The sequence below is a fragment of the Pseudotabrizicola sp. genome (assembly GCF_030684215.1).
Classification (GTDB): domain Bacteria; phylum Pseudomonadota; class Alphaproteobacteria; order Rhodobacterales; family Rhodobacteraceae; genus Pseudotabrizicola.
Window position 1 is genome coordinate 123,280 of sequence record NZ_JAUXOV010000038.1, and the last position, 12,452, is coordinate 135,731.

Consider the following 12,452-nt stretch of genomic DNA (forward strand, 5'->3'; position numbering starts at 1 on the left):
CCGGACCTCAAACCGAAGGCTCCGGCTCCAGCCCGCCCGAAGCCTTTGGCTTCAGCTTTGGAATGCTCGGAATGGAAGCCAGCCCACCGCCCGATGTCGGCTTGTCGGCATCATCATCGCCGCCCAGCTTTTCGCCCGCGACAACCTTTTTGATCTCGTCACCGGTAAGCGTTTCATATTCCAACAGACCCTGTGCCAGACGCTCAAACTCGGTGTTCTTCTCAAGCAGGATACGCCGCGCGGTGTCATAGCCCTCATCGATCAGGCGTTTCACTTCCTGCTCAATCAGACGCTTGGTTTCAGCCGAGACCGAAAACCCGCCGGTATTGCCGGAATAGCCCTCTGCCGCTTCGGCATAGTCCACGTTGCCCACCAGATCCGACATACCCCAGCGCAACACCATGGCCCGCGCCAAAGCCGACGCTTGCTGAATATCACCCGATGGCCCGTTTGACACCGAATCTTCACCCCATTTGATGATCTCGGCGGCCTTTCCGGCCATGGTCATCGCGATGCGCTGTTCGCACTGGTCGCGGTGCCAGTTCAGACGGTCCATCTCCGGCAGGCTCATCACCATGCCAAGCGCACCGCCACGCGGAATGATCGTGGCTTTGTACACCGGATCGCACTTCGGCAAAGACATGCCCACAACCGCGTGGCCAGCCTCGTGATAGGCGGTCATTTCCTTCTGGTCCTGTGTCAGAACCATCGACCGACGCTCGGCCCCCATCATCACCTTGTCTTTGGCATTTTCAAAATCGTCCATCGCGACAAAGCGACGGCCAATCCGTGCGGCCATCAGCGCCGCCTCGTTCACAAGGTTCATCAGGTCAGCCCCCGAAAAGCCGGGCGTGCCGCGCGCAATTGTGCGCAGGTCAACATCCGGGCCCAGCGGGGTCTTGCGCGCATGCACGCCCAAGATCTTTTCGCGGCCCTTGATGTCGGGGTTAGGCACATGGATCTGACGATCAAAACGGCCGGGACGCAACAGCGCCGGGTCCAGCACGTCTTTACGGTTAGTGGCCGCAACGATGATCACACCCTCGTTGGCCTCAAACCCGTCCATCTCGACCAGAAGCTGGTTCAGCGTCTGCTCACGTTCATCATTTCCACCGCCGATGCCCACGCCACGCGCACGGCCCACAGCGTCGATCTCGTCGATGAACACGATGCAAGGCGCGTTCTTTTTGGCCTGCTCGAACATATCGCGCACGCGGGATGCACCCACGCCCACAAACATCTCCACAAAGTCAGAACCCGAGATGGTAAAGAACGGCACTCCGGCCTCACCGGCAATGGCACGCGCCAGCAGGGTTTTACCCGTGCCCGGCGGGCCAACCAGCAGCGCCCCTTTGGGGATCTTGCCGCCAAGGCGGCTGAATTTCTGCGGGTTGCGCAGGAATTCCACGATTTCCTCAAGTTCTTCTTTGGCCTCGTCGATGCCAGCCACGTCATCAAAAGTCACGCGGCCATGCTTTTCGGTCAGCAGTTTGGCGCGCGATTTGCCAAAACCCATCGCCCCGCCTTTGCCGCCGCCCTGCATCCGGTTCATAAAGAAGATCCAGACACCGATCAGCAACAGGAACGGCAGGAACGTCATCAGAATGGACACCAGCCCAGACTGTTGCTGCGCCTCGGCCCGCACTTCCACGCCCTTCGATACCAGACGGTCGGTCACATCCGTACCCTGCGGCACAATGGCGGAATAGGTGTTGCCATCGCGCCCGCGCACCTGAAGCCGTTCGCCATCGATGACCACGCTGGTCACTTCACCCGCATCCACGCGCTGCACGAAATCCGAATAGGAAATCTGGCGCGAAGATGTCGTTGTCTGATTCCCGCTAAAAAGATTGAACAGCGCAAGGATCAGAAAGAACAGAACGACCCAAAATGCGATATTTCGTGCATTGCCCACGAAGCGTCTCCCCACATGTCCGCTGCCCGGAACGGGGCTGCGGTCTTCCTTCCTAAGATAGACAGAACCGCGCGGGGTTCAATGCGATAACAGGAATAAGCCGAAACCTGCCGTCAATGTCGCACTATATTCTGCATCTGACCGCAGCAATGGCGCTGCAATCAACCGATCTGCGTCCCAAACGCCCGGCGTGACCAAGGCCGCATCACGGACAATCCCCGCCGCGCGCCAGTCCGGCAACTGCGCCAGACCCACAGCGCCCACGGCACGCACCACGCCTTCGCCGGGCCCTGTCACCCGCCAGCGCTCATCCCAGACCGCGCCCAACGCCACCTCTGGTCCTGCGCTGCGCGGCTCACGCACCAACAGTGCCCCACTCGTGCGATGCACCAGCCGACAGCCCCACAACGTCGCGCCCCGCCCGCCTATCAATGCCTGCACCATCCGGGCAAGCGCCTCCGCGCGCGGCGCATAATCCGCGCCCGACAGCCACAACAGCCCCGCCTGCACCAGCCGCCGCGCCACCTCGCCCGGCAACGCGGCAAAGCCCGCCCGGTCGATCTCCAACGCGCCCGCCCGTTCCACCACCAGGCGCCCCGCCGCCTCGGCCACCAATCTGCGCAGGTCGGCCTGCACCGCCGCCAGATTGCGCGCCACCATGGCCAGCCCCGGCGCGGTAATGCCCACCTCATGCAAAGACGCCAGCGCAAGGCGCATCTTCACGCGGTCAAAGCCCGGATCGTCATTGCTGGGATCATCCACAAACCACAAACCGCGCCGCTGCACATAGGCCCGCAAATCTGCCCGCGTCGCGTCCAGAAACGGCCGGTGAAACGCCACACCTCCCTGCTGCCAGCTGGGCCGCATCCCGGTCAGCCCGTCCAGACCCGCCGCCCGCGCCAGCCCCAGCAGCACCGTCTCGGCCTGATCATCCGCCGTATGCGCCACCATGACCGCGCTGATCCCGCGCGCTGCTGCCCATTGGGCCAGCAAGCCGTAGCGCGCGCGCCGCGCCGCATCCATCAGGTTGCCCGTCACCGCGCCATGCGACCAGACAAGCACCTCATGCGCCACCCCCAAGCCCGCGCAGACCTGCGCCACCTGATCCGCCTCTGCCGCTGCCTCCGCGCGCAAGCGATGATCGACCGTCGCCACCGCCAAAGGCCGCTGGGCCACCGCCGCCATCAGGTGCAGCATAGCGATGGAATCGCCGCCACCCGATACCGCCAGCCCGACAACACCCTGCCCCGGAACGGTTGAAAGCGCCCGACGGGCGCTTTCAATCAAACTCCGGTCCGGGCCGTCGCTCACTGGCACTGATATCCTTGCATCGCCAGCTGCGCCTGCGTCGCGGAAATGGTGCCGGGGTATCGCACCCCCACTTCAGCCAGCGTAACGCAGGCCTCGGGGGTCTGACCCAGAACGCCCAGCTGCTCACCCAGCTTCAACAGCGACTCCGCTGCGTATGGCCCGTCGGCATTCACCGAAAACGCCTCCAGATAGGCCCGCGCCGCATTCGAGGTTTCGCCAAGCTGCACCAAAGCTTCGCCCCGGCTGAACTGCGCCTCCTGACTCAACGGCGAGCCAGGATAGGATTGGGCAAAGGTCGCAAAGAGGTCCGCGGCGGTGCGAAAGTCACCCTGACCGAGCACCGCCCGGGCCCGGTCAAAATCAGCCTGTTCTCCGATGGCAAGCTCGGCTCCACCCGCGAACGGGGCAGAAGGTTCTTCAATCACAACAGCATTGGGCGATTGCGCAGGGGCAGCAACGCCACCACCTGAACCACCGCCCAACGTGGGCGTCGTGCCCACGCTTGCGATGTCACAGCCCGGCGTTGCTTCGCACAACCGGAACTCCAGATCGCCGATCCGGTTGGTGCCATCCGTCACCACCCGGCTCAGCCGCATTTCGATATCCTCGGCCCGCGCGGTCAACCGCGACAGCGTCGCCTCCATCGTATCCATCCGCTCCAACGCCGACCCGCCAGCCAACGCCCCGCCAGAGGCACCAGTCTGCACCAACTCGGATTTCAACCGGTTGAACTCTGCCGAAAGCAATCCCAGCTCGGCCCGAATATCCGCCAGCGTCTGCGCGCTGGCCTGCGAAAACGCAGGCCCCGCCATCAGCACCAGCGCGGTTAAGGCAGCGCGCAGCATCCGCTTACATCCCCGCGCCCATCGACAACACCGTCACCGAACGACGGTTCTGCGAATAGCACGCCTCGGTCGAACACACCTCGATCGGGCGCTCTTTGCCATAGCTTACGGTCCGCATCCGACCTGCCGCAACACCCTGCGAGATCAGGAAGTTCTGCACCGATGCCGCCCGGCGCGCGCCCAGCGACAAGTTATACTCGCGCGTGCCCTGCTCGTCGGCATGGCCCTCGATGATCACGGCATAGCTGCTGTTGGTGTTCAGCCACTGCGCCTGCCCGGTCAGCACCTGACGGCCTTCGGCAGTCAGCGTATGCTGATCAACCGGGAACAACACACGGTCACCGACGCGCTGGTTGAAATACGCAATCGAGCGCGGATCATTCGGATCGCCAAGGCCGGTGGTATCCACAAAGCCACCGCCGATGCCGCCCGCACCACCTGCGCCGCCCGCCCCTGCGCCACCAGCGCCAAAACGGTCAGGGTTGTTACAGGCTGCCAGCCCAAGGGCAGCGACAAGGAGAAGGGCCTTGGGAAGAAGCGACATACTCAGTTTCCTTTATTCTTGGCTCGATGCCATGATCGTATCAGGTTTCGCACGCCCTGTTAATCGGGCGCGCAAGGGAAAGGGTCAGGGCAGCAGGGGCGACCACGCCGGGTCCGATGCTGCGCCCTCGGTCGGAATCTGGCGCAGGTTGCGCCCGGAAATATCCACCGAATACAGCGCCGCCGATCCGCCCGCACCGCTGGTTTCACGGGTGAACATGATCACCCGGCCATTCGGTGCCCAAGTCGGGCCCTCATCCAGGAATGAGGCCGTCAGCAAACGTTCTTCACTGCCATCGGTGCGCATCACACCGATATGGAACCGGCCCTGATGCTGCTTTGTAAACGCAATCATATCGCCACGCGGTGACCAGACCGGGGTGCTATAGCGCCCCTGCCCGCCCGAAATCCGCCGCGCCTCACCGCCAGTGGCAGACATGATATACAGCTGTTGCGTGCCGGAGCGGTCGGATTCAAACGTGATCTGGCTGCCATCGGGGCTAAAGCTTGGCGCGGTTTCAATCGACGGTGCATTGGTCAGCTGGCTCAGGTTCCCCGAGCCAACGGTCAGCATATACAGGTCAGAGTTGCCGCCGCGCTCAAGGCTGAACACAATCCGCCCACCATCGGGCGAAAATCGCGGGGCAAAGGTCATTGTGCCCTGCTGTTCGGCAAGGGTCTGGGTGCGCAAAGACCCCACATCCATCAGCGTGATGCGCGGAAATCCGGTGGCATAGCTGGTGTAGAGGATACGGTCACCCGTGGGCGAGAACCGCGGCGCCAGAACAATGGAACTGCTGTCGGTCAAATACTGCACATTCGCGCCGTCGTAATCCATCACCGCCAGCCGCTTCAGCCTTTGGTTCTTTGGCCCGGACTCGCTGACATAGACCACGCGCGTATCAAAATACCCGCCCTCGCCGGTGATCCGGCTATAGGCGGCATCGGCCACCTTATGCGCCATCCGCCGCCAGCTTTGCGGGGTGCCGGCAAATTGCAGGCCCTCGCCCAGTTGCTGGCCGCTGAACACGTCAAACAGGCGGAACTTTACCACGATCCGTCCGCCCGACACCGTGACGGCCCCGGTGATCACGGCCTGAGCGTTGATCGCCTTCCAGTCTTCATAGGCGATAGAGCTGTCAAAGCTGCTGACCCGGCTGATATGCGCCTCACGCGGGATTTCGCGGAACAGACCTGTGCCCGACAGGTCACTTGCTATCACGCGGGCGATGTTGCGCGCGTATTCGCCTGCGCCGCCCTCGTCCACAAAATCGGGCACGGCAAAGGGCAGCGGCTCGATCACCCCTTCGGTGATCTCGATGCGCAGCGGCCCCGATTGTGCCTGCGCCGGGGCTTGCACCCCGAACAGGCCCATCAAGGCTATGGCAAGAACGGGCGCAAGCGCACGGATCGACAAACTGTTTACTGTCATCATGGCCTCGGGTTTTCCTCGGTCTGTTGCGGGCAGCATAGCGCAGCCTTCGCCGGGGTTAGGGGGAAAAGGAACAGGGGTCGCCCCGTTTCAGCATCTTTTGGCGTAAATGTGATCATCGCATCCGCATCCCGTCCGGGTTGAACACCAGTTCCATCTCGCGCCACTGTTCGTATTTCTCGGGCGGCAGCGGGAAACCACCTGCGCCACAACGAATAATCGCCCGCCGTGCCGCTTCAAACGCGCCACGCGCGCCTGCATCCGTGCCACCGGTCGAGCTGATCAGGCGAATCGACCCTGCATCCGGCACCCCGGTCTGGAGAACAGAGACGTAGACCACGACAGTCGTGTTCAGCGCATCCGACGACAGGCTGCCCACATTCCAGCACTGCTGCACCGCAACCCGCATGGCGTCGCGCTCGCCACTGGTCATCGGTGGGCCTTGCGGCGCATTGGTTGCGCCGCTGGGGCGCGGCGTTTCTGCGGGTTCGGCCAGTGCCTCGGCCAGCGCCGCCGCCACTGCATCCGCATTGGTATTGGGCGTGGGTGTCGGGGTCGGCGTTGGCCGTGCGGTTTCCACCGCCGGGGCCTCACTGCGCGCCGGGCGGCCGCGTGGACGCGGGCTGGTCGGCGGCGCACCAGACGCCGCAACCTGCTGATCGCGATTCGCTTCGGTTTCCAGCACGGTGCCCGCTTCTTGTTGCTGCGCTTCGGGCTGTTCCGGCTCTACCACATCGGGCACGTCCACCGGGTCGGGCGTCACCGCCGGGGCGGGGGCTTCAGCCACCTCTACCGCGGGTTGGGGCGCATCCACCGGCACAGGGGCCACACGCGGCGCAGGCTTGGGCCGCGGGCTGGAGGTTGGCGGCAGCGGGACCTCGGGGATCGGGTCCGGGTTCACCGGCAAGGGCAGCGCATCCGCTACACCGTTGTTTTCCGGCAAAGGCTCGGGCACGGGCTCTGGTTCCGGCGCAGGCGGAGGGGTCTGGCTGGGCGCAGGCAATTCCGGCACCACGGGCGGCGGCGGCTCTACCACTGGCGCAGGCTCTGGTTCCGGCGCAGGGGCGGGCGGCTCTGGTGCGGGTTCCGCGGTCGGCGCAGGCTCGGGCGTTGACGGCGCTGCCGCCACCATCGCATCAAACTCTGCCGCCGAGATCAACGACACCTCTGCCACCTCGACCGCCGGGGCATCCTTGCGCGCAAACAGCCAATCCCCCAGAATTACCCAGAGGATCAAGGCCGCATGGCCAACGCCGGAAATGAGGGTGCCCGTCTGCATCGCGCGCGTTGCTTCCCAATCGGCCCTAGTTGCCGCTGCCGTTCATGGCAGGCCCGTCCGTATCGGTCACCAGACCGATAGAGTTGAACCCACCCGCGTTCAGCGCGCCCATGACTTGCGCCACCCGCTGATAGGGAATGGCCCCATCGGCGCGCAAAAACACCTTGTTGCTGGTCCGCTCTGCCGCAATCGCCGTCAACCGCACGATCAACTCGCCCACTTCGACATCAGAGTTCTGGATTAACGTCCGCCCATCCGCCGTCAATGTGATCGTCAGCGGCTCCTCTTGTTCGGTCGGCAAGGCACTGGCCGCCGTGCGCGGCAATTCCACTGGAACGCCCACCGTCAGCATCGGTGCGGCCACCATGAAGATGATCAACAGCACCAGCATCACATCGACAAAAGGCGTGACGTTGATCTCACCCATCGCCGCCGACTTGCCGCGACGCCGGCGATTCGACCCGCCGCCCGATTTCTGTTGAACCCCACCACCCATGGCTCAGGCGTCCAACTGGCGCGACAGGATCGTCGCGAATTCGTCGGCAAAGCTTTCATAGCCGCCCAGGATCCGCTCACTGTCGGCGTTAAGCTTGTTGTAGAACACCACCGCCGGAATAGCCGCGACCAGACCGATGCCCGTCGCCAGCAATGCCTCGGCAATACCGGGGGCCACGACGGCAAGGTTGGTGTTCTGGCTGATGGCAATCTGCTCAAACGCGTGCTTGATCCCCCAGACCGTGCCGAACAGCCCGATGAACGGCGCGGTCGCCCCTGTGGTCGCCAGAAACGACAACCCGTTGTTCAGCCGCTCGCTCTCGCGTGAGATTGCCACATTCATCGCCCGGTCAATCCGTGCCTGCGCCCCCGCGATCAGCGCACCATCCTGCCGGTGGCTGCGCCGCCACTCCAGCATCCCAGCAGCAAAAATCTTTTCGCTTGATCCGTCCGGCGTCGGCCCGATCTTCTCAAACAGCTCATCCAGCGGCTCGCCCGACCAAAAGGCCCGGTCAAACACCTCGGCCTCACGCCGGGCCAGACGATACATGATGTGCTTTTGCACGATCGTGGCCCATGACCAGAATGACATCACGATCAGCATGATCATGACGACTTTCACCGTCACAGTTGCGCGTGCAAAAAGGGCGATCAAAGAGAAATCAATCTCCTGCGCCATCGCAAGGGTTTCCGTTTCCATTACGCCTGCTCTTGTTATCGGGGCCTTATCGACCGCCTGTTACCAGTGATTCTATCTGGAAATGAAGCGGATTGCCAACACATCTGCGTCACAAGGCGGTGGATTGCTGAAACATGCAGCACGCGCGCAGGGCATGGCGCAGGCCAATGCCGAAATCAGCAGCTCAGCCGCCCTGCAACGCGGCCCTTACCGCCGCAGGTATCCGTGCCGCCCCCATCGCGGGCCCCACACAGACCAGCACCACGCGGGCCGCAAACAGCCGCACCTCGCCGCGCCAAACCGCCTGATCCAGCACGATCTTGGCCCCCCCCAACTCGACCAACTCGGTGGTCACCGCCAGCAGATCATCAAACACCGCAGGCCGCAGATAATCCGCCTCTACCCGCCGCACGGCAAAGACAATTCCCTCCTCCGCCCGCAGCCGCCCCTGATCAACCCCAAGCGAGCGCACCCATTCACTGCGCCCCCGCTCGATGAATTTCAGATAGTTGGCGTAATAGACAATCCCCGCCAGATCGGTGTCCTCGTAATAAACCCGAACGTCATGCCGATGCGCCACAGCCGATCCTTTCTTTTTCAAACCGCGGAACCCGAAGCCCCCCGCCACGTTCCCGACCGCCATAACCGGAGTTTGCCATGTACCGCGCCGCTTTTCTTGTCGCCCTGACCCTCGCCACCCCCGCCCTGTCCGAACAGATCGGCCGCGTCGGTGTGGACTGGGTTGGCAATGACATCATCATCGAAAGCGTGCCCGACCCGAAAGTGCAAGGCATCACCTGCCATGTTGCCTATTTCGACCGCTCCCTGATTGACCGGCTGGCAAATGGCAACTGGTTTGAGGATCCGTCTTATTCTGCGGTGGATTGCGTCCAGACCGGTCCGATCACACTGGGCAATATCGCCCGGGACCGCAAGGGCGAGACGGTCTTTTCCGAACGCCAGTCGCTGATCCTGAAATCCCTGCGTGTCACCCGCATCTATGATGCGACCAACAATGCGCTGGTGTATCTTGCCCATGCAAACGAGCTGACCCAAGGCTCGGGCAAAATGTCTATGTCGGTCATCCCGCTGGGCAATGTGGCGGACAATCCGGCCGCTAATTGATCGCGCCAATCCGCGCCAGCAACCGTAGCGCGTGGCTTGGGTCTTGCGCCATCACCGGCAGCGCCCGGTCATAGGCGGCGCGGATAACGCCTGCAATCTGCGGCTTCAGCACCGCCACCTCGCCCACCAGCCCAAGGGGCGAAGTGCCGACAAAGGCACGGTCGCTCCACAGCAGGATCGACTGCACGGCCTGCGACAATGCCAATATCTCGGCAGGCACCGCAGACAGATGCTCGTCCATCCGCAAAAACACAAAACAGGCCCGGATCGCGCCGTTCTGGTCAAACCGGAACACCCGGTACTGATTGGCCTCGGCCGCCTCCAGCCGGTCCAGCAACGGCCCAAGCCCGTCAATCAGCCGGTCCAGATTGGGCACACCGCGCAACTCATCCCAGTCCCGCACGAAAAAAAGCATCAGGTTCGCGCCGAGTTCCGGGTCTGTCTCCGACATTTCATGGCCGGCCAAGGCCACGACCGCCTCAACGGCACCCTTCACGACCCGCAGCGTCGCGTCATCGACCCCGAACACCACCGGCACAATGGGCCGGCCCCAGCGCGCGCATAAAAAGCTGCCATCGCCCCGCGTGAACAGGTGTCCCACTTCGCCCGCGTCCATGCTGCCCCTCCGCTTGCCTTGCCCGCACTTAGCGCCGCTTGCCGGTCGTGACAACGCCCCCGAATTGCTGCTTGGCAAATACTCCCGCGCGGAGCGCATTCAACATCACCACCCGCGCTGGACTCGAAAGCCAAGAGACCCGATATAGAAGTCATGTCTCTGCCCCCCGGATTCCTAGATGAACTGCGCACCCGGATCTCGCTCTCGCAAGTCGTAGGGCGCAAGGTCACATGGGACATGCGCAAGTCGAACATGGCCAAAGGCGACTGGTGGGCACCCTGCCCGTTCCATCAGGAAAAATCCGCCAGCTTTCACGTCGATGACCGCAAGGGTTTCTATTACTGCTTCGGCTGCCATGCCAAAGGCGATGTGCTGACCTTCATCAAGGAAAGCGAAAACACCGGCTTTATGGAAGCAGTTGAGATTCTGGCGCGTGAGGCCGGGTTGCAGATGCCCGCCCGCGACCCGCGCGCAGCAGAAAAGCAAGACCACCGCACCCAGCTTGTGGAGGTGATGGAAGAAGCCGTCAAATGGTTCCGCCTGCAACTCAAGACAGGGGCGGCGGCAGATGCCCGCGCCTACATCGCCAAACGCGGATTGACCGAAGCCGCAATCGACCGTTGGGACATCGGCTTTGCGCCGGATGGCTGGCATGGTCTTTTCAAGGCGATGACGCAAAAGGGCGTCTCCGCCGACCTGCTGGTCGCGGCCGGGCTTTGCGCCAAACCGGATGATCCCAAGCGCGAGCCTTATGACCGATTTCGCAACCGTATCATTTTTCCCATACGCGATGCCCGTGGTCGCGCCATCAGCCTTGGCGGGCGCGCAATGTCGGCCAGCGACCCTGCCAAATACTACAACGGCCCGGAAACCGATCTTTTTGACAAGGGCCGCAACCTCTACAACCACGCCCCCGCGCGTGAGGCGGCAGGCAAGGGTCTGCCTCTGATCGTGGCCGAAGGCTACATGGATGTGATCGCCCTGTCCGAGGCCGGATTTCAGGCCACCGTGGCCCCCCTTGGCACCGCCGTCACCGAAGACCAACTGCGTCTGATGTGGCGTATCTCGGATGAGCCGGTCATCGCGCTGGATGGCGACACGGCAGGCATCCGTGCCGCCCTGCGCGTCATCGACCTTGCCCTGCCACTGCTAGAGGCGGGCAAGGGCCTGCGCTTTGCAATCATGCCACCCGGCCTCGACCCCGATGACCTGATCAAGCAACAGGGAGCCGCGGCGATGCAAAAGGTAATCGACACCGCGCAGCCGATGGTCAGCCTGCTGTGGAAGCGCGAAACCGAGGGCAAAAATTTCGACAGCCCGGAACGCAAGGCAGCACTTGATAAAACCCTGCGCGCCGCGCTCAAGCGCATTGCCGATCCGTCGATCAGGGGCCATTACGGCGAGGAAATCAAACGCCTGAGGTGGGATCTGTTCGGCACCTCCGCCCGCCCCTTTACCCCGCGCCCCCCCCGCGCGCCGTGGCAGCCGGGCCAAAAGGGTAAACCGTTCCAACCCGTGGCCCCGATGGCCAGCACCAAGCTATCCCTGCTCGCCACCCCCGCCGATCTGGTGCAGGACTCTTTGCGTGAAGCGGTGGTTCTGGCCACCTGCATCCACCACCCCAACCTGATCGCACAATTCGAGTCCGCTATCGAGCGGCTGGATTTCGTCGGCATTGGTCATGACACTCTGCGCAGTCTGATCCTGTATCACCAATCCGCCCCAGATCTGCGGGCGATCCTGATGGCCGAGGCTCCGCACCCGACCGAGGCCGTCCTGCTGCACCCCCATGTGCGCATCACCGCCGCCATTGGCGCAGACGCCCCCGATGACGCCGCCGAACACTGTCTGGCCGAGGCCTTGGCAAGGTTGCAAGCTGATCGCGCGCACCGCCTTGAAATTGCCGATGCCGAAGACGATGTAACAGGCGTGGCTGATGAAGGCCTCACCTGGCGCGTGTCCAAAGCCGCCGAGGCAAGACACTCCGCCGCACGCGGACCACAAGATGCCAAGGGCGAATCGGTGATCGCCCCGAATGGCATTGAACTGGACCGAGATGAACTAAATCGTGCCCGGTCGCTCCACGACTCGATTGATTTCACACGTGGCGGCCGTGGTGGTAAGCATTGAGTAACCCTTTTCCGGCCCTCTCGGGCAAGAAAATGCGCCATTCGACCTTTAATCCGGCGTGATTCGCGGTATTGATTCGGAA

Annotated in this window: 12 protein-coding genes; 2 read left to right on the forward strand and 10 right to left on the reverse strand. The window is 63.1% G+C overall.

Annotated features, from left to right (window positions below):
- Positions 1 to 7: 7 nt before the first annotated feature.
- From ftsH to ybgC, 9 genes are all read right to left on the reverse strand, one after another.
- A complete protein-coding gene (gene ftsH / locus Q8K08_RS06890) occupies positions 8 to 1,915 on the reverse strand; it encodes an ATP-dependent zinc metalloprotease FtsH (protein WP_304796551.1) in 1,908 nt (635 codons plus the stop codon).
- Between the two features lie 78 nt (positions 1,916 to 1,993).
- Positions 1,994 to 3,226, reverse strand: a complete 1,233-nt coding sequence (gene tilS, locus Q8K08_RS06895) for a tRNA lysidine(34) synthetase TilS (RefSeq protein WP_305249602.1) — start codon at positions 3,224 to 3,226, stop codon at positions 1,994 to 1,996.
- Entirely contained in the window at positions 3,223 to 4,071 is an 849-nt protein-coding gene (gene ybgF / locus Q8K08_RS06900) for a tol-pal system protein YbgF (protein WP_305249603.1), read from the reverse strand. Before ybgF ends, tilS begins: the two co-directional genes overlap by 4 nt.
- Positions 4,072 to 4,075: 4 nt before the next feature.
- Positions 4,076 to 4,615, reverse strand: coding sequence for a peptidoglycan-associated lipoprotein Pal (gene pal / locus Q8K08_RS06905; RefSeq protein ID WP_304803390.1), 540 nt, complete (start codon positions 4,613 to 4,615; stop codon positions 4,076 to 4,078).
- 84 nt (positions 4,616 to 4,699) lie between these two features.
- Entirely contained in the window at positions 4,700 to 6,046 is a 1,347-nt protein-coding gene (gene tolB / locus Q8K08_RS06910; protein ID WP_305249676.1) for a Tol-Pal system beta propeller repeat protein TolB, read from the reverse strand.
- Positions 6,047 to 6,161: 115 nt separating this feature from the next.
- On the reverse strand, positions 6,162 to 7,325 hold the full coding sequence (locus Q8K08_RS06915; RefSeq protein WP_305249604.1) for a cell envelope biogenesis protein TolA: 1,164 nt from the start codon (positions 7,323 to 7,325) through the stop codon (positions 6,162 to 6,164).
- A 25-nt stretch (positions 7,326 to 7,350) separates the two neighbouring features.
- Positions 7,351 to 7,821: a protein TolR gene (tolR, locus tag Q8K08_RS06920; RefSeq protein ID WP_304803394.1), complete on the reverse strand. Its 471-nt coding sequence runs from the start codon at positions 7,819 to 7,821 to the stop codon at positions 7,351 to 7,353.
- A 3-nt stretch (positions 7,822 to 7,824) separates the two neighbouring features.
- On the reverse strand, positions 7,825 to 8,520 hold the full coding sequence (gene tolQ / locus Q8K08_RS06925; RefSeq protein ID WP_304803397.1) for a protein TolQ: 696 nt from the start codon (positions 8,518 to 8,520) through the stop codon (positions 7,825 to 7,827).
- Positions 8,521 to 8,683: 163 nt separating this feature from the next.
- Positions 8,684 to 9,142 carry a tol-pal system-associated acyl-CoA thioesterase gene (ybgC, locus tag Q8K08_RS06930; protein WP_370870524.1) on the reverse strand — a complete coding sequence of 153 codons (459 nt, stop codon included), beginning with the start codon at positions 9,140 to 9,142 and terminating at the stop codon, positions 8,684 to 8,686.
- A gap of 14 nt (positions 9,143 to 9,156) precedes the next feature.
- Here ybgC and Q8K08_RS06935 point away from each other — a divergent pair, with 14 nt between their 5' ends.
- Complete coding sequence (locus tag Q8K08_RS06935) at positions 9,157 to 9,624, forward strand: CreA family protein (protein WP_305249605.1); 468 nt, start codon at positions 9,157 to 9,159, stop codon at positions 9,622 to 9,624.
- On the opposite strand, the gene Q8K08_RS06940 is transcribed toward Q8K08_RS06935, so the two are convergent.
- Positions 9,617 to 10,240, reverse strand: coding sequence for a hypothetical protein (locus Q8K08_RS06940; protein WP_305249606.1), 624 nt, complete (start codon positions 10,238 to 10,240; stop codon positions 9,617 to 9,619). The genes Q8K08_RS06935 and Q8K08_RS06940 overlap by 8 nt on opposite strands.
- A 153-nt stretch (positions 10,241 to 10,393) precedes the next feature.
- Between Q8K08_RS06940 and dnaG the strand changes: the two genes are divergently transcribed.
- Positions 10,394 to 12,370 carry a DNA primase gene (gene dnaG, locus Q8K08_RS06945; RefSeq protein ID WP_304803403.1) on the forward strand — a complete coding sequence of 659 codons (1,977 nt, stop codon included), beginning with the start codon at positions 10,394 to 10,396 and terminating at the stop codon, positions 12,368 to 12,370.
- The last annotated feature ends 82 nt before the right edge of the window (positions 12,371 to 12,452 follow it).

Bases quoted from the DNA above. Each gene is read 5' to 3' on its own strand.
- Q8K08_RS06935 (WP_305249605.1), top strand. From the start codon at position 9,157: ATGTACCGCGCCGCTTTTCTTGTCGCCCTGACCCTCGCCACCCCCGCC.
- dnaG (WP_304803403.1), top strand. From the start codon at position 10,394: ATGTCTCTGCCCCCCGGATTCCTAGATGAACTGCGCACCCGGATCTCG.
- pal (WP_304803390.1), bottom strand. From the start codon at position 4,615: ATGTCGCTTCTTCCCAAGGCCCTTCTCCTTGTCGCTGCCCTTGGGCTG.
- Q8K08_RS06940 (WP_305249606.1), bottom strand. From the start codon at position 10,240: ATGGACGCGGGCGAAGTGGGACACCTGTTCACGCGGGGCGATGGCAGC.
- Q8K08_RS06915 (WP_305249604.1), bottom strand. From the start codon at position 7,325: ATGCAGACGGGCACCCTCATTTCCGGCGTTGGCCATGCGGCCTTGATC.
- tolQ (WP_304803397.1), bottom strand. From the start codon at position 8,520: ATGGAAACGGAAACCCTTGCGATGGCGCAGGAGATTGATTTCTCTTTG.
- tolB (WP_305249676.1), bottom strand. From the start codon at position 6,046: ATGACAGTAAACAGTTTGTCGATCCGTGCGCTTGCGCCCGTTCTTGCC.
- tolR (WP_304803394.1), bottom strand. From the start codon at position 7,821: ATGGGTGGTGGGGTTCAACAGAAATCGGGCGGCGGGTCGAATCGCCGG.
- ybgF (WP_305249603.1), bottom strand. From the start codon at position 4,071: ATGCTGCGCGCTGCCTTAACCGCGCTGGTGCTGATGGCGGGGCCTGCG.
- ybgC (WP_370870524.1), bottom strand. From the start codon at position 9,142: ATGGCGGTCGGGAACGTGGCGGGGGGCTTCGGGTTCCGCGGTTTGAAA.